The 21,493-nt window shown below is 57.4% G+C and carries 20 protein-coding genes and 2 pseudogenes; 12 read left to right on the top strand and 10 right to left on the bottom strand.

Annotated elements, in window-relative coordinates; genetic code table 11:
* Positions 1-16: 16 nt before the first annotated feature.
* Complete coding sequence (locus OVA00_RS39500; RefSeq protein ID WP_268091100.1) at positions 17-1,180, bottom strand: glycosyltransferase family 4 protein; 1,164 nt, start codon at positions 1,178-1,180, stop codon at positions 17-19.
* 479 nt (positions 1,181-1,659) lie between these two features.
* Here OVA00_RS39500 and OVA00_RS39495 point away from each other — a divergent pair, with 479 nt between their 5' ends.
* The gene (locus OVA00_RS39495) at positions 1,660-2,169 is read left to right on the top strand and encodes a YciE/YciF ferroxidase family protein (RefSeq protein WP_034800002.1); all 510 of its coding nucleotides are present in this window, start codon (positions 1,660-1,662) and stop codon (positions 2,167-2,169) included.
* 117 nt (positions 2,170-2,286) lie between these two features.
* Positions 2,287-4,440, top strand: a complete 2,154-nt coding sequence (gene catE, locus OVA00_RS39490; RefSeq protein ID WP_112772485.1) for a catalase C — start codon at positions 2,287-2,289, stop codon at positions 4,438-4,440.
* Positions 4,441-4,638: 198 nt separating this feature from the next.
* Here the strand turns inward: catE and OVA00_RS39485 are convergent, their stop codons facing one another.
* From OVA00_RS39485 to OVA00_RS39475, 3 genes are all read right to left on the bottom strand, one after another.
* The gene (locus OVA00_RS39485; protein ID WP_034800001.1) at positions 4,639-4,941 is read right to left on the bottom strand and encodes a DUF982 domain-containing protein; all 303 of its coding nucleotides are present in this window, start codon (positions 4,939-4,941) and stop codon (positions 4,639-4,641) included.
* 109 nt (positions 4,942-5,050) lie between these two features.
* Entirely contained in the window at positions 5,051-6,679 is a 1,629-nt protein-coding gene (gene groL / locus OVA00_RS39480) for a chaperonin GroEL (RefSeq protein ID WP_034800000.1), read from the bottom strand.
* Positions 6,680-6,735: 56 nt separating this feature from the next.
* Positions 6,736-7,050 (bottom strand): co-chaperone GroES, encoded by a 315-nt coding sequence (locus OVA00_RS39475; RefSeq protein ID WP_034799999.1) that lies wholly within the window; start codon positions 7,048-7,050, stop codon positions 6,736-6,738.
* A 278-nt stretch (positions 7,051-7,328) separates the two neighbouring features.
* Between OVA00_RS39475 and OVA00_RS39470 the strand changes: the two genes are divergently transcribed.
* The 4 genes from OVA00_RS39470 to OVA00_RS39455 all read left to right on the top strand — a co-directional run bounded on the left by OVA00_RS39470 (position 7,329) and on the right by OVA00_RS39455 (position 8,995).
* On the top strand, positions 7,329-7,601 hold the full coding sequence (locus OVA00_RS39470) for an usg protein (RefSeq protein ID WP_034799997.1): 273 nt from the start codon (positions 7,329-7,331) through the stop codon (positions 7,599-7,601).
* A gap of 203 nt (positions 7,602-7,804) precedes the next feature.
* Complete coding sequence (locus OVA00_RS39465; RefSeq protein WP_112772483.1) at positions 7,805-8,281, top strand: Hsp20 family protein; 477 nt, start codon at positions 7,805-7,807, stop codon at positions 8,279-8,281.
* A gap of 65 nt (positions 8,282-8,346) precedes the next feature.
* Positions 8,347-8,700: a DUF982 domain-containing protein gene (locus OVA00_RS39460; RefSeq protein WP_268091099.1), complete on the top strand. Its 354-nt coding sequence runs from the start codon at positions 8,347-8,349 to the stop codon at positions 8,698-8,700.
* A complete protein-coding gene (locus tag OVA00_RS39455; RefSeq protein ID WP_234824530.1) occupies positions 8,693-8,995 on the top strand; it encodes a DUF982 domain-containing protein in 303 nt (100 codons plus the stop codon). Before OVA00_RS39460 ends, OVA00_RS39455 begins: the two co-directional genes overlap by 8 nt.
* 749 nt (positions 8,996-9,744) lie before the next feature.
* Here the strand turns inward: OVA00_RS39455 and OVA00_RS39450 are convergent.
* Complete coding sequence (locus OVA00_RS39450) at positions 9,745-10,020, bottom strand: hypothetical protein (protein ID WP_268091098.1); 276 nt, start codon at positions 10,018-10,020, stop codon at positions 9,745-9,747.
* On the opposite strand from OVA00_RS39450, the gene OVA00_RS39445 reads away from it, so the two are divergent.
* Complete coding sequence (locus tag OVA00_RS39445) at positions 10,004-10,519, top strand: hypothetical protein (protein ID WP_268091097.1); 516 nt, start codon at positions 10,004-10,006, stop codon at positions 10,517-10,519. The genes OVA00_RS39450 and OVA00_RS39445 overlap by 17 nt on opposite strands.
* 220 nt (positions 10,520-10,739) lie before the next feature.
* On the opposite strand, the gene OVA00_RS39440 is transcribed toward OVA00_RS39445, so the two are convergent.
* Positions 10,740-11,009 (bottom strand): hypothetical protein, encoded by a 270-nt coding sequence (locus tag OVA00_RS39440; RefSeq protein ID WP_268091096.1) that lies wholly within the window; start codon positions 11,007-11,009, stop codon positions 10,740-10,742.
* A gap of 1,179 nt (positions 11,010-12,188) precedes the next feature.
* On the opposite strand from OVA00_RS39440, the pseudogene OVA00_RS39435 reads away from it, so the two are divergent.
* A pseudogene (locus OVA00_RS39435) lies at positions 12,189-12,329 on the top strand (transposase); the annotation flags it as partial.
* A 396-nt stretch (positions 12,330-12,725) separates the two neighbouring features.
* Here the strand turns inward: OVA00_RS39435 and OVA00_RS39430 are convergent.
* On the bottom strand, positions 12,726-13,040 hold the full coding sequence (locus OVA00_RS39430) for a c-type cytochrome (RefSeq protein WP_112772503.1): 315 nt from the start codon (positions 13,038-13,040) through the stop codon (positions 12,726-12,728).
* Positions 13,041-13,354: 314 nt separating this feature from the next.
* Between OVA00_RS39430 and OVA00_RS39425 the strand changes: the two genes are divergently transcribed.
* Both OVA00_RS39425 and OVA00_RS39420 read left to right on the top strand, forming a co-directional pair.
* Complete coding sequence (locus OVA00_RS39425; protein WP_268091095.1) at positions 13,355-13,780, top strand: hypothetical protein; 426 nt, start codon at positions 13,355-13,357, stop codon at positions 13,778-13,780.
* Positions 13,781-13,965: 185 nt separating this feature from the next.
* Positions 13,966-14,316 (top strand): EF-hand domain-containing protein, encoded by a 351-nt coding sequence (locus tag OVA00_RS39420; protein WP_268091094.1) that lies wholly within the window; start codon positions 13,966-13,968, stop codon positions 14,314-14,316.
* A gap of 452 nt (positions 14,317-14,768) precedes the next feature.
* Here the strand turns inward: OVA00_RS39420 and OVA00_RS39415 are convergent, their stop codons facing one another.
* Together OVA00_RS39415 and OVA00_RS39410 are read right to left on the bottom strand one after the other, a co-directional pair.
* Positions 14,769-15,107 (bottom strand): GNAT family N-acetyltransferase, encoded by a 339-nt coding sequence (locus OVA00_RS39415; RefSeq protein ID WP_234824535.1) that lies wholly within the window; start codon positions 15,105-15,107, stop codon positions 14,769-14,771.
* A 243-nt stretch (positions 15,108-15,350) separates the two neighbouring features.
* A pseudogene (locus OVA00_RS39410) lies at positions 15,351-16,382 on the bottom strand (zinc-dependent alcohol dehydrogenase family protein); the annotation flags it as partial.
* Between the two features lie 402 nt (positions 16,383-16,784).
* On the opposite strand from OVA00_RS39410, the gene OVA00_RS39405 reads away from it, so the two are divergent.
* Positions 16,785-17,438: a pentapeptide repeat-containing protein gene (locus OVA00_RS39405; RefSeq protein ID WP_234824529.1), complete on the top strand. Its 654-nt coding sequence runs from the start codon at positions 16,785-16,787 to the stop codon at positions 17,436-17,438.
* Between the two features lie 323 nt (positions 17,439-17,761).
* On the opposite strand, the gene OVA00_RS39400 is transcribed toward OVA00_RS39405, so the two are convergent.
* Entirely contained in the window at positions 17,762-19,114 is a 1,353-nt protein-coding gene (locus tag OVA00_RS39400; protein WP_268091093.1) for an adenylate/guanylate cyclase domain-containing protein, read from the bottom strand.
* 375 nt (positions 19,115-19,489) lie between these two features.
* Between OVA00_RS39400 and OVA00_RS39395 the strand changes: the two genes are divergently transcribed.
* Positions 19,490-21,430: a DUF3604 domain-containing protein gene (locus OVA00_RS39395; RefSeq protein WP_268091092.1), complete on the top strand. Its 1,941-nt coding sequence runs from the start codon at positions 19,490-19,492 to the stop codon at positions 21,428-21,430.
* Positions 21,431-21,493: the final 63 nt, after the last annotated feature.

The following is a 21,493-nucleotide window of genomic DNA, read 5'->3' as shown; positions in this document are numbered from 1 at the left end:
GTAGGCCCGAACAACTTCAATTGACGCGCGCCTCCTTGTTTGCTGACTGTTCGGCTCGAATGAGCTGGCGAAGTTTCTTGATGGAGTGTGGCCAAGTCCAAGATCGGAGGACTGCGTCGCGTGGACTAAAGTCGGTAAGCCGCGACAACATCTGGGCAATAGCAATATGAAACTCGTCCGACGTTGCGGTCGCGCCGGTCTGCGGGGTTATGTATTGCTGGCCGCATCGCAGTTCGGCGTTGGCAAGTACAGGCAAACCTGCGAGCATGTATTCGGTGAGGACCGCCGGGGCCCCGTCATCGACCCCGCACACCACGCCCATGCGAGCGAGATTCATCAACCTGTTGACCTCCGCAAAGGAGACGCCTGGAGGTCCGACAAAGTCGACATCAATCTGCAATTCCGCCGCGTGTTGACGCAACTGATCCGATCGATCGCCGTAGCCGAAAACGCAAAGTGCGCGCACGGACTTCGGCATCTTGGCGAGCGCGTGAAACAGGACATCGTGACGCTTATAGGGTTGCGCGGCGGCTACATAAATTATGTCGTAAGGCTTGGCCCCCTCGATTGGGTAGAACATCGACGGTGCTGCAAATTCCGGACCGATCGGAAGGACCGCGGTGCGTTTGCCCGGGTGACACGCCTCGACCTCGCGGCTCTGCTCTTCTGATCCGGTCAGGATCAGATCGAAGTGGCGGCTCGTGGCGAAAGGGACCCGCAACGCCGGCGCGTCGATCGAGTTATAGATTTTGAAGCTGTTTCGACAAGCCTGCAGGATTTCCTCATCGACCCCTAGGCCCCAGACACAGAGAATATCCGGAGCGCCATAGATCTCGATATGAGCAAGCATGTCGTCCGACGAAAACGGAGGGGTGTTACCGTCGAGGTGGAACGAGCGCCGTGTCAGGAAGGAACTTTCTCTTACCGTTGGTGGGGGGCCGCTGGCCAGCCAATGGCTCCAGATCTCCGCCCGATCGACTAGGCCATCGGCTACGCAGGCAATTGGCATTCGTTCGAGATAGCTACCCTTTACCTCGACATTGTCTTCTGCGGTTGGCCGAGCAGCCAAATCATCCGCGAAAGTCGATGCCCAGGCCGCCAAGCGCTCTGACTTAGTCGGGACTGTTGAAACCGGTGGCCAGCCGTCCTGGAAATCACTGATGACGACAATCTTTCGCATTACTCACTTCGCACATCTACAGTCGCGAACGTCTTGACGACCACCGCGTTTGGGGAAACGGAGTTGTATTTGTCAGGAATCTAATAGTCTCGGCTTGGAACCGCCGGGCACACTGTTTGTTCCAGTTTTGGCCAACTTAAATTTCCCAACCCATCTATTCAGGACCACCGGTGTCAATCGAGTTCCCATTGGTGGCGCCGATTCTGCTCACGAAAGCCGAACTTCAAACGTCCCTGAACACGGGATCGTCAGAAGGAAAACGGCATCCTGCAGAAAGAAAGAATGAGTTCACTGCGTCGCGGATCTTTGGCACTGCGAGTTTTCGACGCTCCTTTTCACAGAAACCGGAACATAGCCGGCGCCACAACGTTTGGTGTGGTCTGAGGTCATGCGGATTGATGACTTGGTGACCCCCACCTGTGAACTGTTCAAAGAGTGAACTGATGTAGTTCAACTCGAAATGAGAGAAAGGCCACCAAATGGCTACCAAGACGAAAGTCCTGAGCGATCTCTTCCACGATACCCTCATGGACATCTATTTCGCGGAAAAGCAAATCCTCAAGGCGCTCCCAAAGATGGCACGGGCTGCGCGGTCTGAAGAAGGCAAAGCTGGCTTCCTCAAGCACCGGGACGAGACCGAAGGTCAAATCGAGCGGCTGGGGCAGGTTTTTGAGATTATCGGAAAACCTCTGCGGGGTAAGACATGTGAAGCCATCCAAGGCATCCTCGCCGAAGGCGAAGAAATCATGGAAGAGTACCGTGACAGTCCCGCCCTCGATGCCGGCCTCATCTCGTCGGCCCAGGCGGTCGAACACTATGAAATTGCCCGCTATGGGACGCTCAAATCGTGGGCCGCCCAGCTTGGTCTCGATGAAGCCGTTCCACTGCTCGACGCCAATCTCCAGGAGGAGATCGCCACCGATCAAAAGCTGACGGCACTGGGCGAAGCTGCGGCAAACTTAAAGGCGTCCAAGCAGGCCGCCGAGTAGTCCAACTCGACATGGAGAAGCCGCCGTGAACGGCGGCTTTTTCATTCCGGCACAGGCAAGTGCGCACTCTCCGCGTAGTCCCCCGGCCAATCAATTCGAAACAACGGAGTTCGCCCCATGGCCAAGAAATCTCAAGAAAAGTCGACCTTGAAGCAGCGGGAAACTGTGACGATCCATGATCAAAAGGTGCGCCGCGGGGAAGGAGGCGAGCTTCACCAGATCGCGGAAGACGATACGCCCGTCCTGACCACCGCTCAGGGCGGCCCCGTTGCCGACGACCAAAACTCCCTGCGCGTTGGGCCACGCGGTCCGCTTGTGATTGACGACTTTCATTTCCGTGAAAAGATTTTCCACTTTGACCATGAGCGCATCCCCGAGCGGGTAGTCCACGCTCGAGGCTATGGAGCGCACGGCTATTTCGAAACCTACGAGTCGCTCGCCGCCTATACCCGGGCTGATGTTTTTCAGCGAGCAGGTGAGAAGACACCGGCGTTCGTCCGCTTTTCCACAGTTGCCGGCAGCAAGGGGTCGTTTGATCTTGCCCGCGACGTCCGCGGTTTCGCGGTAAAAATCTACACCAAGGAGGGCAACTGGGACCTGGTAGGCAATAACATTCCTGTCTTCTTCATCCAGGATGCAATCAAGTTTCCCGATATTATTCACGCGGTGAAGCCGGAGCCGGACCGCGCCTTTCCCCAGGCGCAATCTGCCCACGATACATTCTGGGACTTCATCAGCCTCACGCCGGAAAGCATGCACATGATCATGTGGGTGATGTCGGATCGCGCGATCCCCCGCTCGTTCCGGTTCATGGAAGGGTTTGGCGTTCACACCTTCCGCCTCGTCAATGCAAAGGACGAGTCGACCTTCGTTAAGTTTCACTGGAAGCCGAAGCTGGGCCTCCAGTCGGTAGCCTGGAACGAGGCGGTGAAGATCAATGGCGCCGACCCGGATTTTCACCGCCGCGATCTTTGGCAGGCAATACAGTCGGGCAATTTCCCGGAATGGGAATTGCAGGTTCAGCTTTTCGATCAGGAATTTGCAGACAGCTTTGATTTCGACGTGCTTGATCCGACGAAAATCATTCCCGAGGAGGTCCTGGCGCCCCAGCCGATTGGACGGCTCGTCCTTGATCGCATGCCGGACAACTTCTTTGCCGAGACCGAGCAGGTAGCATTCATGACGCAGAACGTTCCGCCTGGCATCGATTTCAGTAACGATCCTCTCCTACAGGGGCGTAACTTCTCCTATCTCGATACGCAGCTGAAACGTCTCGGCAGTCCCAATTTTACCCATCTTCCGATTAATGCGCCGAAGTGTCCCTTCGCGCATTTCCAGCAGGATGGCCACATGGCTATGCGCAATCCGATCGGTAGAGTGAACTACCAGCCGAACTCCTTTGCGGAGGGGCCACGGGAATCGCCGATGAGCGGCTACCGGCATTTCCCCGCCGAAGAGACAGGGACGAAGGCGCGGCTACGGCCTGAGAGCTTTGCCGACCACTACAGCCAGGCTCGCCAATTCTACATCAGCCAGACCGCTCCCGAGCAACGCCACATAGCGGCCGCGCTGACATTCGAGCTGAGCAAGGTCGAAACGCCGGCTATCCGCGAACGGATGGTGTCCCATCTCCTCAATATCGACGAAACGCTAGCAACCGCCGTTGCCCAGAAGCTCGGCTTCCATTCGATGCCAAGCCCGGCTGATGCGGCCATGCCAACACGGCAGGATCTTGAACCGTCCCCAGCGCTCAGCATCGTGGAACGCGGACCGAAACGCTTCGAGGGCCGCAAGCTCGGCATCCTGATCACCGACGGTCTGGATGCAGCGTTGTTAAACGGCCTGACGGCGGCGGTCGCCAAGGAAAAGGGGGCCTGCGAACTTGTCGCTCCGAAGGTCGGGGGCGCTACGGCCTCGGACGGGACCTGGATAGAAGCACATCACATGATCGATGGCGGTCCCTCCGTGCTGTTCGACGCCGTCGTCCTGCTGACTTCGGCTGACGCCATCGACGACCTCGTAAAGGAAGCCACCGCCCGCGATTTCGTGGCGGACGCCTTCCAGCACTGCAAGTTCATCGGCTACGACCCCTCGGCGATGCCGTTGATCGAAAAAGCCGGGATCGCCGATGGCCTCGATGAGGGTACAATCGAGCTTCCAGGCGAAAAGGGAATATCCGATTTCGTCTCGACGCTCGGCAAGCTGCGCGTCTGGGCCCGAGAACCGTCGGTGAAGCTGGGTAAAGCGTCGTCGCCTCTAGACTTAGACTAGGCTCGCTGAGATCCCGCGCGCCAAACAAGGGACCCGGGGAAACATCTGCTCTACCCCGAAGCCGGCAGGTTACCCGTTCAGCCTGACGCTTCCTCCGCCGCCGGACAGCGAACCGTCCGACGGCCATATCCTTAATTCGGGAAAAAGCGTCCGTGCTAGACGCCAGCGGTCCTCGCAGCCTCTCGCGGGAAGGTTGGTTTAAGGCGAGAGTCGCCCGCCGCCGGACTTTGCTTTGATCATCCACGGCGCAACCGCGGGAGTTTTCACGAGTATACCCTTCTTCTTCGCGAAGGCGCGCAGTGCGTCTCGCGCCACCTGAAGGGGCTTATGTCCGTCGTGGGCGAGGTAGCACGTCTTCAGGGTTGCGTCGTGAATGATGTCACGGTCTCCTTTGGACCACTCCTCAAGGAAATCGATCGCATCGTCTAGGTTTGTGATTTCGAGGATCAGATCCTTCCTTTCACGCAGGTAAAGTGGCCGGTCAAACATCTTCATTTGCATTTCTACCTCACTTAATAGTTGCGGCACCACCAACCTGTGGACCAGCCGGCGGGGCCGATCGGTGGAGTCGTCAGGCCCGCTCTCGGGAGAACGGGCCTGAACCATCACTTTAGAAGTCCATGCCAGGGCCGGCCGGTAGTGCTGGCGCGGCGTCCTTCTTCGGCTTTTCTGCAATCATCGCCTCGGTAGTTACCAGAAGGCCAGCGACCGAGGCAGCATCCTGGAGCGCTGTGCGCACGACCTTGGCCGGGTCGATCACGCCCTGGGTGTAAAGATCACCGTATTCTCCGGTCTGGGCGTTCCAGCCGTAGGAGAAGTCCGTCTTCTCGCGCAGTTTGCCGACGATGATTGAGCCTTCTGCGCCAGCATTCTCAGCGATCTGGCGAACCGGGGCCTCGACTGCACGTCGAACGATCTCGATCCCAACCTTTTGGTCTCGATTGGCCGAAGGCAGATCGTCGAGCGCCTTGACGGCCCTTAGCAGCGCGACACCGCCGCCCGGAAGAATACCTTCCTCAACGGCCGCTCGGGTGGCATGCAGCGCATCGTCGACGCGGTCTTTCTTTTCCTTCACCTCTACCTCAGTCGACCCGCCCACTCGAATGACAGCAACACCGCCGGCCAGTTTGGCCAGACGCTCCTGGAGCTTCTCGCGATCGTAGTCAGACGTGGTTTCTTCGATCTGGGCGCGGATCTGTGCGACACGGCCGTCGATATCAGCTTTGGCGCCAACGCCGTCGATGATCGTTGTGTTCTCCTTCTCGATCGCAACTTTCTTTGCCCGACCGAGCATGTCGAGGGTGACGTTCTCGAGCTTGATACCGACGTCGTCGGAGACAACCGTGCCGCCGGTGAGAACGGCGATATCTTCAAGCATGGCTTTGCGGCGATCGCCGAAGCCCGGAGCTTTGACCGCTGCAATCTTCAAGCCGCCGCGCAACTTGTTGACGACCAGCGTCGCTAGCGCTTCGCCCTCCACATCTTCAGCGATGATGAGCAGCGGCTTGCTGGATTGCACCACCGCTTCGAGAACGGGCAGCATGGCCTGAAGGTTGGAAAGCTTCTTTTCGTGGATCAGGATGTAGGGATCGTCAAACTCAGTTCGCATCTTGTCAGCATTGGTTACGAAATACGGGCTGAGATAGCCGCGGTCGAACTGCATGCCTTCAACGACTTCGAGTTCGGTTTCTGCAGTCTTGGCCTCCTCGACGGTGATGACACCTTCGTTGCCCACCTTCTGCATCGCCTCAGCCAGGTAGCGGCCGATCTCCTCGTCGCCGTTGGCCGAGATGGTGCCGACCTGAGCGATCTCCGAATTATTGGAGATCTTGCGGGCGTTTGTCTTGAGTTCCCTCACGATCGCGTCAACCGCAAGGTCGATGCCCCGCTTCAAATCCATAGGATTCATGCCCGAAGCAACGGCCTTCGCGCCTTCCTTGACGATCGCTTGCGCAAGCACAGTGGCCGTAGTCGTCCCGTCACCGGCGAGATCGTTGGTTTTGGAGGCGACTTCGCGCAGCATCTGCGCGCCCATATTCTCGAACTTGTCTTCCAGCTCGATTTCCTTGGCGACCGAGACACCGTCCTTGGTGATGCGAGGGGCGCCAAAAGACTTGTCGATGACGACATTGCGCCCCTTTGGGCCGAGCGTCACCTTGACGGCATTGGCAAGAACATCGACCCCACGCAGCATGCGTTCACGGGCATCGGTATGAAACTTGACTTCTTTCGCAGCCATTTCCTTAACTCCTCAATAGGCAGCTATTTGACTGATGGATTTATGGTGTGGTTGGCTCAAGCTGCCTGCTTGCGCTCGACTTGGGCTTCGAGGACACCGAGGACATCGCTTTCTTTCATGATCAGCAGGTCTTCCCCATTGATCTTGATCTCGGTCCCTGACCACTTACCGAACAGAATACGGTCGCCTGCCTTGACGTCCAGCGCCTGGACTTGGCCCGCTTCATTGCGTGCGCCAGGTCCGACGGAAACGACTTCTCCCTCCTGGGGTTTCTCCTTTGCCGTATCAGGAATGATGATGCCGCCCCTAGTTTTCTCTTCTGAGTCAACCCGGCGGACGAGAATGCGATCATGCAGCGGTCGGAAAGACATGTTTTCCTCCAATGGACAAACACTATTGACGTTGTTCCCCATCATCGGACCTGACAGTCCGGACGGGTGCAAAACCTCAAATGAGCGTTTTGCGCAAAATCATCTGGTTTCACAATTTTTCGAATTCAAGGGGTGAAATCAAAAAAATCAGCACTCGCATCGTGCGGCTGCTAACATGCTGTAAAGGAACAACAAAGCCCTCCTTGACGTTTAGAATTTCGTTGATGACCGCGAACAATTGCGCCACCTTGGTGCTTGTTCAGCAACGGAGATGAAACATGCGATATTCATCGGATTTCGAGCGTCAAATAAACGGCTACGGACTGACCACCGCGCATATCCTTTACCGCATTCCCGATTTCGAATCCGTTCTGCAGACCTATATCTGGCAGGATTACGATCTTGCTCCCGAGTTTCCTGAGATGCAGAAATTCCTCGATTTCTGGCAAGCCAATCTTGACGGTCCGCTGCATTCCGTTCGCTATACGCATCACCATCTGATCGGCCCGAATGAGTGGCGACGCGTGGATGGCGAGTTCCGACTGAACTGAGTCCTCTGTTGGGCTTTTAAGTCTGCAGATGCAGTCGTTTAAGAACGTCGAAAAGCGCACGTGATTTTTTTTGCATGGGCCCTTGAAACCGAAGTCCATGCTAACCAAATCGCTTGCCGCCAGCCGCTCGTGCAGGGCTGGCCTTGCTGGGAGCGTCGTCTTTCGGCGCTTCCATACCCATGTTGCTCAAGGAGGATATGGTTATGGCAACAACTTACGACTACGCACCCCTGTTCCGTTCGACTGTCGGGTTCGACCGGCTCTTCAATTTGCTCGAAAACGCGCAGCGCGCTCGGTCGATCAGTGATTGGCCTCCCTACGACATTGCCAAGACCGGTGACGATAGCTACCGGATTTCGATTGCGGTGGCCGGCTTTACTCGCGACGATCTCGATATCACGTTTCAAACCAATCTTCTGACGGTCGTCGGCAAGAAGCACGAGACCTCTTCCGAAGCCTATCTGCATCGCGGGATCGCCGGCCGACCGTTCGAGCATCGGTTCGAGCTTGCCGACCACGTCAGAGTGATGGGCGCGGATCTGAACAACGGCCTTCTAGAGATCGGTCTCGTTCGGGAAATCCCGGAGGAGATGAAGCCACGCAAAATCGCGATCGAAACAGCTGCGGCGGTTGAGCAGTCAAAAGCTCAGATGCAAATCGAAGCATCGAATGCTGCGTAGCTGACGTAAATTGGGCGCCGGTTTCAAGGCGCCCATCGGCATTCCGGGTTGGAAAGGAGAGCACGATGAAACCCGATATGTTCGAGCGGCCTGTTAGCATTCTTGTTGGCCTTGGTTTCCCCGGGGAAATCCGCTCAGTGATGGACGCTTATCGTCTCCTCGTCGAGTGGCCAGCCCCTTCGGGGGATGCGGCACATTCGGTGGCGCTCAAGGCCTGTCTAGCTGCATTGCGGGGTGAGGTTGAAGCAGAGACTGTGCGGGGTCTTTTCGTTGCGTTCGCCGAGAGACACCATCTTCTAGCGCCCGCGATCGACGCAAGGTTGCCAATAGCGCCGGCCTTTGAGATCGGCACCGTGCCTGGCACGGCCGCTGGAGAGTCTTCTTATGGCACCAATGCGAAGGGAGATCACCATGCTTAATCCCGAACTGTTGCTCATGACACCCATCTCGGTTCAGATGAAGGACGGCACACGACAGGTATTTGCGTCTGTCAACGACGTTCTCGATTTCTTGGAAGGCGAATGGACTATTTATAGAGGCCGTAAGTACAACAGGGCGGTTCAAACTTGTCGCCGGGCGCTTAACCGAATGACGCCAGTTGCCATCGCACGCGAAGCGTTCGTTGAGGCTTGCCGAGACGCCGGAATGTCGACAGATGCCGAGAGGCCGTTTGCCGCCAAACTTGATGCTGGTGGCCACCATTCCCCGATTTAGAATGGCTATAATCGGGGCACCCGAAGCGCCCGTCTCTCTATTTTCGAGGCCGCTCGCGCATCAGAAGCTTTAGGTGCGGGAGCGGCGTGAGAGACGACGCCGTCAATATTGCCCGGTCGCCGGCGCGGCCCGGTCCGCAGCGGCTTCCGGGTGAGGGGCCGAAGCTCCTGTCCATGTGGCAGCAGTGGCCAGGAAGAGATCTCTTTCTGGATCTGCCGCCGTGTGCGCTGGCGATGGTCGGAAAAACAAGCGCCAGTGCAACAGCAATCAAAGCCAATCGGCGTCGAGTTCTTCCAAGTCCTCACCATTCCCGTGGGGGTAGGCGCTCCTTTTGCCACATCGGTCCCCGCCTGCATCCGTACTGGCAGTTTCCGGTATAAGTCCCCGTGGGATAGCAAGAGCCGCCGCACAACGAATGTTTGCGCAGACCGCTACCGCAGTACCGATGAGGCTGCTGGACTACTGCAAAACAATCTTTGGGATTGATTTTTCGTCGTCCGAGTTCGATGGCCGGAGTCTAGTCGCCAAAGTGAAAGGCGCGTCAGGACGGTGCAAAGGCTCGACCAAAGGTGCGCTACCTTTTTCTCAAGTCGATCCCATTCATATACCTGCCGTATCCCGCCGCCTGGAAGCGTCGATCGTCGATGGCGATCACCCGGCGTACCCAATCGAGGATCTCTTCGCAAGGCAGGCTATTGGAGTCATCCGGAAGATGCTAGGCGGGCTGCCGCCGCGCTGCACGGCTAGGGTCACTCAGCGTCGCGCTCAATGAGAGTGAGGATCTCGAAGCTGTACCCGTTGATCTTAGCGGCATTAGGTAGCAAAAACCACCAGACCTGAAATGGCATCCCGACTACCCTGGTTGGCCCTTGGGCGTGTCGTCGGGGTTCGCCATGGCTCAACCCCTCCGCGATCCGGAGTAAGGCCGGGCGTATTTCCAAGCCCCCGCCCATGGCACTGACGGCCAACACCGAAGCGTAGCTGCGGTGGGCAATGGCGGCGGTAGCGATGGCGATGAGCGTCATGTTCAGGCTCCAGAGGTCGACGGCAGGCACAGCGGATCGGCGGCCGAAGGCCGCGGGGAGATCAGAGCTGTATGCGTATCATCCTGAACATGACCCAGGTTCTTACCTGGACTTTCCGCGGGAGTCGATCGGAGAAAGGCTCAAATGGTTAATTGCCGAGGCCGTAAAAGCGGCTGGCGAGAACGGAAATGATCCGCTGCAACGGATGATGAACCTGAACCTCTGGTGGAATGGGTTTTCCGTACTTACATCGAAGACACAGGCGTTTGAGAAAGTTGATGTCCGCATGACCGAAGACAAACCAACAGCCATTCGTCGTGCGGTTTCGCTGATCAAAATCCTATGGACGGTTTCGATCATCGCGACAGCAACCGCTGTAGGTGCTTACATCGGCTGGGAAAACCACGGCATCGTCGGAGCGTTGGCGTTAGGATTCGTTGGCCTGGTAGTTGGCGGCTTCCTCAGTTCACCATCGGCTCTCTTGCAGGTGCTATCTTAAAATCCGCGACGCACTCGCCGAACAATGAATTTCTCATACGAGTCAATTACATAAGCCGCCTTTGGTGGCTTTTGCTACCTAATGCCGGATCTTAGGACGCGCGTGCCGTTCCGGCCGTATCGAAGATCCGTTCGCATGAAGTCCTGGATTGGTCTGAAACTCGAGACCGTCAGCGCTCCCCGCAGCCACCAAAGCCATCGTACAACACCCGCAATTTTCCTCAGGGCCTTGAAACGATTTCGGGTTCATAGGCTGTTACTTGATAATTCGGCGGCCGATTTTCAGCTGCATCTTTCGCCTTTTGGAGCCGTTGTGCACCCTTGTGCTTAAATACATAGGCTTTGTCGGGTTGGCCCTTGCCGCCAGCGTAATGTTGGGTAGCTGCAATTCCCGTGTAGTAATTTCCGTCGCACTCTTGGGCAAATGAAGAAAGGGGAGCAGCAATTGTTAGGGAGGAGATCAAAGCCGCCAACAAAATTCTAAGTTTCATTACGCCCTCCTAGGTTGCCGACCGCAGGTTTAATGATTTCTCTGCCACCGATCAGCCGGCCTTCAACATGCTCGGCGGTGACCATTAAACACTGCGAGCATAAATAGGCAATTTCGAGACGTGTATTAGAGAGCGCGCATTCCACTTGCCCAGACCGTTTCCATCAAGTGCAACTTCGACATGGAGATCAGAGATCGATCGAAAAGCAGCGCGAAGTAAAAAAAATCGAAATCCTTCTCCGAAAAGTCACAAGGGGAGATCCGCGATACTGTGATCTGGCTCTGTTGCGCAGAGAAGCGGCTCACTCGGCAGTGAGGTGGAACAACGGCCTCCCAGCGGTTACGTTTATGCTTGCCCACCCATCGGCGCATCCCTATCTCAAAGGAATCCTCCACATGGAGCCTCGAGATGGAACAGGTGGCAACGGAACTTACTCCCGATCGCGAGATCGAAATCATACCGCCCCCAAGTGATAAACGGGACGCAGAGACCACCACGACCTGCTTATGTTGTCAAAGGAAATGCCCGAGCTGGGTCATGGATTCCGACGGATGTGGCATATGCGAGGAGTGTCTTGCGCCTTGAGCATCGGCGAAACATCGATTCCAACATTTCGCGCGCAGTCGTTGTGGTGGTTGCAAACTCAACTGCATTAAGTGGCATCGTCACCCTTGGTCTGGTAGGTTTACAATAAGACATTTCCACGCCTTGGTGTCAGGCAATCACACGGACGGGTGAACACCCGCTTTGGGCTGTCGACGGTGATCAACGAACGTTGTTCGTGCGCTTCTACCTAAAGAGCAAAATTAGGGCATTCTTAGAAGTCGAGGCGGCGGCCGCAGGCTAGGCCATGAGTGGCGAGACCGAATGCCCAATCTGGCGCACGAACAGCTCGAACAAGTTGCCAGGGTTATCTTGGCGAAACCTGCTCGACGCCTCTTGAATAGCCCCCACATGATCGCGACAATTTAGGCTTCAGGAACTTGGGTGTCGTCGCGGATCAGCATCGCCAGTTCATCTTCATTGGTCACGCCGAACTCATACCACCCAATCAGCGATTTGGCAGTTTTACTGCCTTCCTGAACTGCACCTCCTTTCGACCGGACAGTCGGCATAAGTAGAAAGGCTCAAGCCCAGGCTTGAGGACGGGCTTATGTTAACGAGTATCGACATGTTGAATTGCTGACGGCTGTCCGCCGCAGGCGGTGGACAGCCGAGCAGAAGCTGACAATCATTGAGCAGAGTTACGAACCAGGCGAGACGGTATCTTCGACCGCTCGCCGCCGTGGGGCAGCAACGACGCCGGGCCTGCTTGTGCGCGTTCACTTGATGATGCAGTCCTGCCGCTCCCCGAGGGCTGGGGAATATGTGCATTAGCTTGAGCGTAACAGTCGTGCTGCTAGGGCGAGCGAAGAAATCACCTCAAACGGCGTAACTGGGTCATGGAGGCGCATGTTTATGGGCAAGCTCTTTTCCAGACGTTCGTGACGACCAACCATCCGAACCGCGAACGTCGTCGTGCTGGACCAAAACTTGCGTCAGGCCATCCCCGACTATTGCCCTTCCCTTTGGGATTCAAGAATCGCCTACTGCCGCAGTGCTCCCTGTGAGCAGTTCCTCAAGAGTACGGCGGTCGCATTACCGCTCTTCCGGCTTAAGGAGCACTTTACATCCCGCAATGTTCTGCAGCCAAGTGAACACTCTTGCGCGTTCAGGTCAGGGTTGAACGCTTACAATGTAAGCGATGATTTCATCGATCTGACTCGCTGTCACGAGGAAATTGGGCATATCGGGATGTTCGATGGGTACGCCCTTGGCAAGAGTCTCCGCTAAAGAGCCTAGCGGATGGCGCTCAGAAAGAGTTCGGAATGGGGGAGCGTCCGGATGGCGGCTCGCATCGTTAAGTCCGATAGCGTGGCAACTCCTGCAGTTAGCCTCAACCAAAAGCCGGCCTCTCTCGGCCTCCGACTCACCCCAGGCCCACGACGGTACCAAAGCTAAGATAGTAATGCCTGACTTCACTAACGACATGGTTGCCTCTGCGGCGATATTCAAACGGGTTCCCGTATCGAGGATACTCGGAGATCAAATTCCGGCCAAGTCGAGACTTTCGCGACAATTCTGACTGCCATGACCCGCTTGGAGAATGGCTCCGCTTTTCACCGGCAGGCCGATGCGCTGCTCCGGAGGTCCTGCAAACGATCATGCACGAAGTATAACAGGATATGGGATGGGCGCCGCCTAAGCCGGCGGGTTAATCCCCGGCCGGCGCAGGGCCTCGCGACTACCCGACGATCGGTCCGGTCAAGACGGGCCGTTCGCACCCCGGCCGACCTTGCGGCGCCATGGACCCGATCGAAAAGTCGTCCCGCGAATCTTCCAACATCATCGGCGTGATCGACGACATCGCCTTCCAGACCAATCTAAACGGCGCGCGTGCCGCGGACCAAGAAGACGATGGTTCAAAGCAGTCCGGCGAGCTAGCGTGGCTTTTGAGCGCTGCGTCCTGGCCAAGTTCCGCCGCAAACACCGTCATACCTTTCAACTCTCCAGCTATCGTTTTACGCCCCGAAGAGCCGACGTCCAGCGCCAGTGGGCGGCGGCATCCGTTCGTTGATGCCGATCAATCTTTCTTCCTTTGGTCGCGCTCTGAAGTTTTGAGTTCCGTTATTGACTGGCGTCAATGTCGCGTTTTGTCAGTTGAGGTATGTTTGAGCGTCGGAATATCTCTGGGGCTGTTAGATGCCGCCGGCTGCTCCCGTTGCGGCTGAAGCAGTGAGGGCGGGCGGGCAGCGTTCTGAGTGGGCGCCGGTTGCTATCGCTAATACCGCTTAGTCAGGAACGAGCCTCAGGGATAGACTTGCCCGATCGGCAAACCGGCCGGTCAATGCAGCGAACCTAAGAAGGCTTCGTGTGCGGGGTAATTATGCTCGTATTACTACGTTGGAGGAAACCCATGGCCACGGCCAGACCCGCATTCATTGTAATAACAGCCATGCTCCTATTCAGCGGTTCGACGCTGTCCTCCGCCCAGCAGCCTGAAGAAAAGCAGGATGACCAAACCGGTTACTCCGAGATGATGCCGGGTGCGATGATGGGGGGACGGCAGTACCGCATGATGCGGCAAGGAATAATGCCGTTTCATATGATGAAAATAATGTTTGCTGTTGCTGATGTCGATGGTGACGGTACCCTCTCGTTCGAAGAAGTTTCTGCGATCCATAAGCGGATATTTGACAAAGTCGACACAAACAAAGATGCAAAGGTGTCGCCCGAGGAGATTCAGGCCTTTCTTCGAGATCAGTGAGTTCGGAGAAACCGGCAACGTCAGGAGTTCTGAGGCCAATAGTAGCGAAGCGCTGCCGGTAGATTGCTGTGCTTCGAACCGCGCGTGCTTCGCAACCCCAGGAGATGGAACGCGTTACACGGATAGTCGACGCTCCTTCGCTTCTGGGCACCCTCCCATTAGAGACAATCTGAAGCCACTGGCGTAGACAATGGAACTGGTCCTTCATCAGCGCGCTGTCGAGAGGGTAGCGACGCTGGCCCCATTGGTGTGCGTGGGTTCGGCAAGGTGGTGAGGTTGCTGGTCTTCGGCCGAAACAGACCCTTCCAGTTGTACTTGCAAACATCCTGCCCCGGCTACTGACCCGCGTCAGCTACCTCGCGCGCTCCGGGCCCTTCGTAGTCCCTGCGTATTCACATTTTGCGAATGCGCCAAGCCATGTCGATGGCCGGCCGCCTGCGATGTGCTTTGCACTAGATTTGTCGTAGATCCTTGCGGATCAGGACTAAGGTCGGATCATCCGCATAGGGAACTGCAACGAAACCCTGTTCCCTCTCCAGTTCAATTGCCTCATGGTTTGCGCGGCTTTCGAGCGATTCGAGGGATTTGGCGCCCGCGGCTTCCGCAAAGCGGGCGACATGACGCAGCATTTCCCAGGCCACACCCATATGCTTATATTCGGCACGTACGGAGACGGCGACTTCCGCTCTCGTCGACGCGTCGCACGCTACGATGGCGGTGGCGATGATCGTCTCGCTATCCTCGCCGAAAGCGAGGAAGTTCTCGGTGGAACGGTGATCGACCTTCGTCATAGAGAGCAGACGCTCGCGGCTGATTTCCCGAATGCCGCCCAGAAAGCGGAAACGCATGTCTTGCGGAGTTACATGGGTGAAGAAATCTGCCAAGAGTACATCGTCTTCGGGACGCACGCGACGAACATGAAGGACAAGACCGCTGCGCGTCATAAGAGTGCAGCTCCAGACGTCGGTTGGGGATGAGGCGTTGGTGTGCAGCTCTGTAGCGTCGCGCGCCCGAAGAGGTTGAGCAGCGTCCGTCTCAATTATCACTTTCAGAGCTTTCGTGCTCGCAGCATTGGCAAAAGTTTCATAGGCATCGGCGATCTGCCTGAGGTTGAAACGATGCGTGATCAGGTTTCTCGGGTCTATTTTTCCAGATTGCACGGTCTTTAGCAGCAAGGGTGTCGTTACCGTATCCACCAGCCGCGTGGTGATGGCAATGTTGCGCGACCATAGCTTTTCCAGATGCAGGTCGGCCTTGACGCCGTGCACGCCGATGTTGGCGACTACGCCGCCAGGCGCGACGATCTCCTGACACAGCTCGAAGGTGGCGGGGATCCCAACCGCCTCAATGGCAGTGTCGACGCCCTTGCCTCCAGTCTGTGCCAACACCTTTCGAGAGGCGTCCCCGCCGCCCGCCTGGATCGTCCGCGTCGCACCAAAACGTTTCGCGACCTTGAGCCGGTTCTCGTCGAGATCAATCATGATGACGTCGGCTGGAGAGTAGAGCTGCGCCGTCAGCAACGCGGCCAGTCCGATTGGGCCGGAACCGACGATGGCGACTGTCCCGCCAGGCTGCACCTTGCCGTTCAGCACGCCGCATTCAAAGCCCGTCGGAAGGATGTCACTCAGCATGACGAGCGCCTCTTCATCGGCGCCTTGTGGAATCGGGTAGAGACTAGTGTCGGCATGGGGAATGCGGACATACTCGGCCTGTGTGCCGTCGATCGTGTTGCCGAGAATCCAGCCACCGGTGGTGCAGTGAGAGTACATTCCGCGCCGGCAATTGCTGCACTTGCCGCAGGATGAGATGCAGGAAATCAGGACATGGTCGCCTTTTGTAAACTGGGTCACTCCAGTTCCCGTTTCCACCACGATGCCCACGCCCTCATGGCCGAGGATACGACCTGCTGTGCAGGTTGGAACATCACCCTTGAGGATATGCAGATCGGTCCCGCAGATCGTGGTCCTCGTGATCTTAACGATGGCGTCAGTCGTCGCAGCGATCGTGGGCATCGGGCGCTCCGACAGCGACTTCAGCCCCGGTCCTTCATAGACGAGCGCCTTCATCGATTCTCTCCTCCGCAAGGTTCGTTATCTGCCGCAAACTTTGGCATTGTGCACGCGGCTCCACGAACCTGCTTTGACGCGGGTCAAAGATCGGATGAAGCGCGCGCATTGCGCGGGGGGCGATTCTGGCGCTCATGGCCAATCAGGCCCTTTGACCCGCGTCAATGTGTCAGCGAACGAAGCCCGGTAACGATAAGATGCAAAATAGGTGTTGAATTATTCGCTCGATTGAAGGGCGGGGGATGCGGCAAGAGTCAAGGGATTGCAATCGTGATGCGACACAATGACTTTAAGATCGAAACCACGCCAACCCGCTGCGTCCCAATAAGGTCGGGGCGCGTCTTCAGAACGCGCCAGGGCTTGATGCCATGGTCACTCACCTTGATGCTCGGGATGGTAATGATGGCTCTTGTTTCCAGGGATTCTGCACAGGCCTCGCACTGCAAGAGCTGGCCGATGCCGGGTTTGAACTGGAGCGGTTGCAATAAGAGTCACCTCATGCTCGAAGGAGCCGATTTGGAAGGCGCAAACCTATCAGGCACTGACTTTGGCCTGACCGATCTTCGTGGTGCCAACTTAAACCGAGCCAATCTTGAGAAGGCGAAGCTCGCGCGAGCTTCACTCGCCGGGGCCACCGCCAAGGCAGCAAACTTTACGCGCGTGGAAGGCCACCGCGCGAGTTTTGTTCGCTTTTCAGCTGAACGTACCTCATTTACCAGCTCCGAATTGCAGCGCGCTGATTTCAGCCTCGCGCGGCTGATCGATGTCAACTTCGAGAAAGCAGAGCTTGGCCGCGCCCGATTCACCGGCGCGAAACTCGAAAACGTTCGATTTTCGCTCGCAAACCTGTCTAGAGTCGACTTTACCGGCACATCGTTCGCGGGATCGACAGCATTCGAAAGTGCTATTCTCTTCCTGACGCGAATTGAGGGCAGCGATTTGTCACGAGCAACCGGTTTGCGGCAATCTCAAATCGACATAGCTTGCGGTGACGCCGCCACGAAGCTGCCGCACGGACTTTCCGCGCCAGCTAGTTGGCCTTGCACCTTCCGTTGATCCGTTTTGGGCTTTCGAATGTTCCGGGCAGAGTGGGGCAGCGGTTCTATAGCTATTGTTCGCCGCTTATGCGTCCTAATAGTGGGTGGCCGCTGCGCCGACCACCCCAGCTCGTCTCCGCGCTTGAGCGTGTTCTGCTCACCGAAAACACGGCCGCGGCCAAGCCTACCCAAATCCCGTCTCGCAAACAGACGATAGTGTGTCAGCCAAATGCCTACCACGCAAATCGGTGGCGCCGCCGTCGGGAACGCCGCGTATCGCAACACGGGCTTGAGCAAGCAAGATATAGCCGCCTAACTTTGCAAGCTCGTTACCTTAGCGCTTCATTCCTGTGGCTTGGTCCCCGAGAACGCATAAAGTGCCACATGCTCGCCACGTCCGCCCAATGGCTCTCGGCTTACCGCGACCCAGTCATGTTGTTGTCCTGCCTGCATCACGACCGTCTCGGAAGCAAGCAGCGTTGCGTCGAAACGTTTGGTAGCCTGTTCTATCTTCGCAGCGACATTGACTGTGTCGCCAAGCACCGTGAACTCAAGGCGATGTTCGTCACCAACAAGCCCGTAATACATCTCGCCGCTGTGGATACCGATCCCGACGCGGATGGGCGGATCGAATCCGCGCTTGGTATTCCATTGGTCAACCAACGAAAGAATGCTTTGAGCGCAGGTTATAGCGCGAGCGCAATCATCCTTCCGTGGTTCTGGGATGCCGAAGACTATAAGAGCGCCGTCACCTATAAATTTGTCGATCACACCTCCTGACGCCTCGGTTGCCCGCATCACTCGTCGCCGAAACGAGGAGATGAAGACGGATAGTCTCGCGGGATCCAGCTTTTCTGCATAAGCGGTGAACCCGCGTATATCGACAAACAGGATCGTGCCCTGCTGCCGGCGGCCTTGCCGCCACGTAGTAACATCATTGTCCCCCACCAATGGCACGATTTCTGCTGGCAGGAAGCGAGCAAGGTTTGCGCGCTTGGCTGTCTCGCGCGCTATGCGGATCAGAAGGCGGCGAGAACGCGCCATTGCCAACGCCGTTACCAGACCCATAAGCATTAACATAACCGCGCGCATGATATAGGGAGGAAGCGAAAGAAGACGGCTTACCCCGTGTGCCTCAACGGGGTTCGCATTGCCTGTCAGACTAAAGCCAAGCCCCGCCGCAACGCTGACCACGGCAATCATTGTTGCCGACGTGGCCCATAATTGAACGAGTGGCCTGTATCGAAGCGCGCCGACCGCGAGAAGCAAGGGCACGGCCCAGAGAGTTGGTATGATCACCACCCAGTTGCCCGCCAGGCCGACGTCGTTCAGGGCAAAATAGAGACTCGCTCCTATAATCAATGCGTCGCCGGTTACGAGCGCAAAGGCCATCCAAGGCCTGAACTGACGGCTGATCACGAGCAGGAATGACGTGATGCCGAGGGCAAGAAAGGCAGCAACGGTAGTCAGCGCCGTTACGCGAAGTTGGATCAAGTTGTTCTCTTGGGCGAAGCCGCCGGTTTCGGAGGAGACCAGGAAACCACTCACAAACAAGGCAAGAGCCACCGTGATCCGAACCCATCCGATCGTGTATTCGGCTTCGTGCTCCGATTCCCAGAACGCGCTTTCGACGGGCGCGCTCGTGAGGTCAGACCGGTGTGGATCAGAGCGAAATGCATGTTGAAACTTCCACATGAATATATCCTTCGCAGGGCTTACCTCGCCGCAAGGCGGTTTGAGCGGTCGCCCATATTAGCTCGGCAAAACCGATTGCGTGAGGGGCGCAATGTGCGGCGAGATTTCCCCGACGAACTCAACCGCGACGGTCGCGGGGTTGGGTTTGCAATTAACAGCCCCTTCTCCACACAGCCCGGTGGGGCCGACGACGCAGGCCGCAGCGTCGATCCCCACCGATCTGATGCCGACAAAACGACAACGAGCCGGCTGTCACACTAGGCCCGGACGGAGTAATTTTGATCGGCGTCAAGGAGGAGCTTGCTCGACTATGTGATTGTTGAGAGCGCGTAGTCGGTTTTTCGCGAAGCTACCGCGCCGCAGGGAGGGAAAAAGTTGAGAAACAAGTCTGCTAAATTGGTTCTCGCAAGCATTCTGAGCTTTGGTGCGGCGCTCCCGGCAGTCGCACAGGAACCTAACGACACCGGCACGCTGGACACGGCCAAGGCCGAAAAAGCTTTTGCCGCAAAGCCGCTATATTCACCCTATGCGGGCCGCAATTTTCCGACCCGTCCCCTGTTCGGCGACACCCATCTTCATACCGGAGCCTCATTTGACGCCGGAGCCTTTGGTGCGCGTTTGACCCCGCGCGATGCATATCGCTTCGCCCGCGGCGCAGAGATCATGGCGTCGAGCGGCCAGCCCGCAAAGCTGTCGCGCCCGCTCGACTTCCTGGTGGTCGCCGACCACTCCGACAATATGGGCATGTTCCCGGACCTCTTCGCCGGCAAACCGGAGGTCATATCTGATCCGCAGGCCAAGACCTGGTACGAAATGATCAAATCGGGCCAGGGCGGGAAGGCGGCTCTGGAAATCATCTTCAGTTTCAGCAAAGGGACATTGCCGCAGTCGATGATCTACGGACCCGACACCCGCCCCTACAAGAACGCCTGGCACGATACGATCAAGGCGGCCGAGGAATATAACGAGCCCGGCCGATTCACCGCCCTCATCGGCTACGAATGGACCTCGAACACGGCGGGCAACAACCTGCACCGCAACGTCATTTTCCGCGACAATGCCGACAAGGCGAGTGAGGTCGTGCCCTATACCACGATAAAGCCGCTCGGCAGCGACAACCCGCGCGATTTGTGGAAGTGGATGCAGGCTTACGAGGACAAGACCGGCGGCAATGTCCTGGCGATAGCCCACAACGGCAACCTGTCCAATGGGCTTATGTTCCCGATGATCGAATCCTTTACCGGCAAGCCGGTGGACAAGGCCTATGTCGAGCAACGCGCCCGGTGGGAACGTCTATATGAGACGACGCAGACGAAGGGTACCGGCGAGGCCCATCCGGCGCTTTCGCCCAATGACGAGTTCGCAAACTTCGAGATCTGGGACTTTGGCAACCTCGACGCCAGCGAACGCAAGACGGCGGAGATGCTGGAATTCGAATATGCGCGCTCGGCCCTCAAGAACGGCCTGAAGCTGGAGGCAGGGCTCGGCACCAATCCCTACAAGTTCGGGCTGGTGGGCAGCTCGGACTCCCATACGGGTCTGACGGCGATGGAGGAAGAGAACTTCTTTGGCAAGACGACCCCGCAGGAGCCGAGCCCGGAGCGTCTGACGGCGACCTTTGTGAAGGACCCCAAGACCAACATCACGGTGATGGACTGGGAAGTCGGCGCGTCGGGTTACGCGGCAGTTTGGGCTGACGAAAACACGCGCGAATCCATCTGGGACGCCATGCAGCGCAAGGAGACCTATGCGACGACCGGCCCGCGCATGCTCGTGCGCTTCTTCGGCGGCTGGGACTTCGGGCCTGCGGACGCCGAAAACCGCAACCCCGGGGCCCTTGGCTATGCCAAAGGTGTGCCGATGGGTGCTGATTTAACGGCGGCACCTGATGGCAAGGCGCCGACATTCCTCGTTGCGGCGCTCAGGGATCCGATTGGCGCCAATCTCGACCGCTATCAGATCATCAAGGGTTGGCTCGACGACAAGGGCGAGACACACGAACAGGTCTATGACGTCGCCTGGGGCGGCGATCGCAAGCCAGGCGCGGACGGCAAGGTGCCATCGGTCGGCGATACGGTCGATGTTGCCAACGCCACATGGACCAACACGATCGGCGCGCCGGAACTGATCGCGGTCTGGAAGGATCCGCAGTTCGATCCAAGGCAGAAGGCATTCTACTATGGCCGCGTCCTTGAAATCCCGACGCCGCGATGGACGGCCTACGATGCCATGCGTTTCGGAACGAAGCCGCTGGAAGGCACGCGCATGACCGTGACCGAGCGCGCTTACACCTCGCCGATCTGGTACACGCCATGATCTGGAGAATGGACGGCGACCCGTGGGCGGGCGCACGGGCCGCGTGCGTCCGTCGCCATCCGT

The sequence above is a fragment of the Ensifer sp. SL37 genome (assembly GCF_026672675.1).
GTDB lineage: Bacteria > Pseudomonadota > Alphaproteobacteria > Rhizobiales > Rhizobiaceae > Ensifer > Ensifer adhaerens.
The sequence above is the reverse complement of the archived record's forward strand: the minus strand, read 5'-3'. Positions and strand labels throughout refer to the sequence as shown.

Bases quoted from the DNA above. Each gene is read 5' to 3' on its own strand.
- OVA00_RS39500 (WP_268091100.1), bottom strand. From the start codon at position 1,180: ATGCGAAAGATTGTCGTCATCAGTGATTTCCAGGACGGCTGGCCACCG.
- OVA00_RS39495 (WP_034800002.1), top strand. From the start codon at position 1,660: ATGGCTACCAAGACGAAAGTCCTGAGCGATCTCTTCCACGATACCCTC.
- catE (WP_112772485.1), top strand. From the start codon at position 2,287: ATGGCCAAGAAATCTCAAGAAAAGTCGACCTTGAAGCAGCGGGAAACT.
- OVA00_RS39485 (WP_034800001.1), bottom strand. From the start codon at position 4,941: ATGCAAATGAAGATGTTTGACCGGCCACTTTACCTGCGTGAAAGGAAG.
- groL (WP_034800000.1), bottom strand. From the start codon at position 6,679: ATGGCTGCGAAAGAAGTCAAGTTTCATACCGATGCCCGTGAACGCATG.
- OVA00_RS39475 (WP_034799999.1), bottom strand. From the start codon at position 7,050: ATGTCTTTCCGACCGCTGCATGATCGCATTCTCGTCCGCCGGGTTGAC.
- OVA00_RS39470 (WP_034799997.1), top strand. From the start codon at position 7,329: ATGCGATATTCATCGGATTTCGAGCGTCAAATAAACGGCTACGGACTG.
- OVA00_RS39465 (WP_112772483.1), top strand. From the start codon at position 7,805: ATGGCAACAACTTACGACTACGCACCCCTGTTCCGTTCGACTGTCGGG.
- OVA00_RS39460 (WP_268091099.1), top strand. From the start codon at position 8,347: ATGAAACCCGATATGTTCGAGCGGCCTGTTAGCATTCTTGTTGGCCTT.
- OVA00_RS39455 (WP_234824530.1), top strand. From the start codon at position 8,693: ATGCTTAATCCCGAACTGTTGCTCATGACACCCATCTCGGTTCAGATG.
- OVA00_RS39445 (WP_268091097.1), top strand. From the start codon at position 10,004: ATGGCGATGAGCGTCATGTTCAGGCTCCAGAGGTCGACGGCAGGCACA.
- OVA00_RS39450 (WP_268091098.1), bottom strand. From the start codon at position 10,020: ATGACGCTCATCGCCATCGCTACCGCCGCCATTGCCCACCGCAGCTAC.
- OVA00_RS39440 (WP_268091096.1), bottom strand. From the start codon at position 11,009: ATGAAACTTAGAATTTTGTTGGCGGCTTTGATCTCCTCCCTAACAATT.
- OVA00_RS39430 (WP_112772503.1), bottom strand. From the start codon at position 13,040: ATGTCGTTAGTGAAGTCAGGCATTACTATCTTAGCTTTGGTACCGTCG.
- OVA00_RS39425 (WP_268091095.1), top strand. From the start codon at position 13,355: ATGGACCCGATCGAAAAGTCGTCCCGCGAATCTTCCAACATCATCGGC.
- OVA00_RS39420 (WP_268091094.1), top strand. From the start codon at position 13,966: ATGGCCACGGCCAGACCCGCATTCATTGTAATAACAGCCATGCTCCTA.
- OVA00_RS39415 (WP_234824535.1), bottom strand. From the start codon at position 15,107: ATGACGAAGGTCGATCACCGTTCCACCGAGAACTTCCTCGCTTTCGGC.
- OVA00_RS39405 (WP_234824529.1), top strand. From the start codon at position 16,785: ATGGCTCTTGTTTCCAGGGATTCTGCACAGGCCTCGCACTGCAAGAGC.
- OVA00_RS39400 (WP_268091093.1), bottom strand. From the start codon at position 19,114: ATGTGGAAGTTTCAACATGCATTTCGCTCTGATCCACACCGGTCTGAC.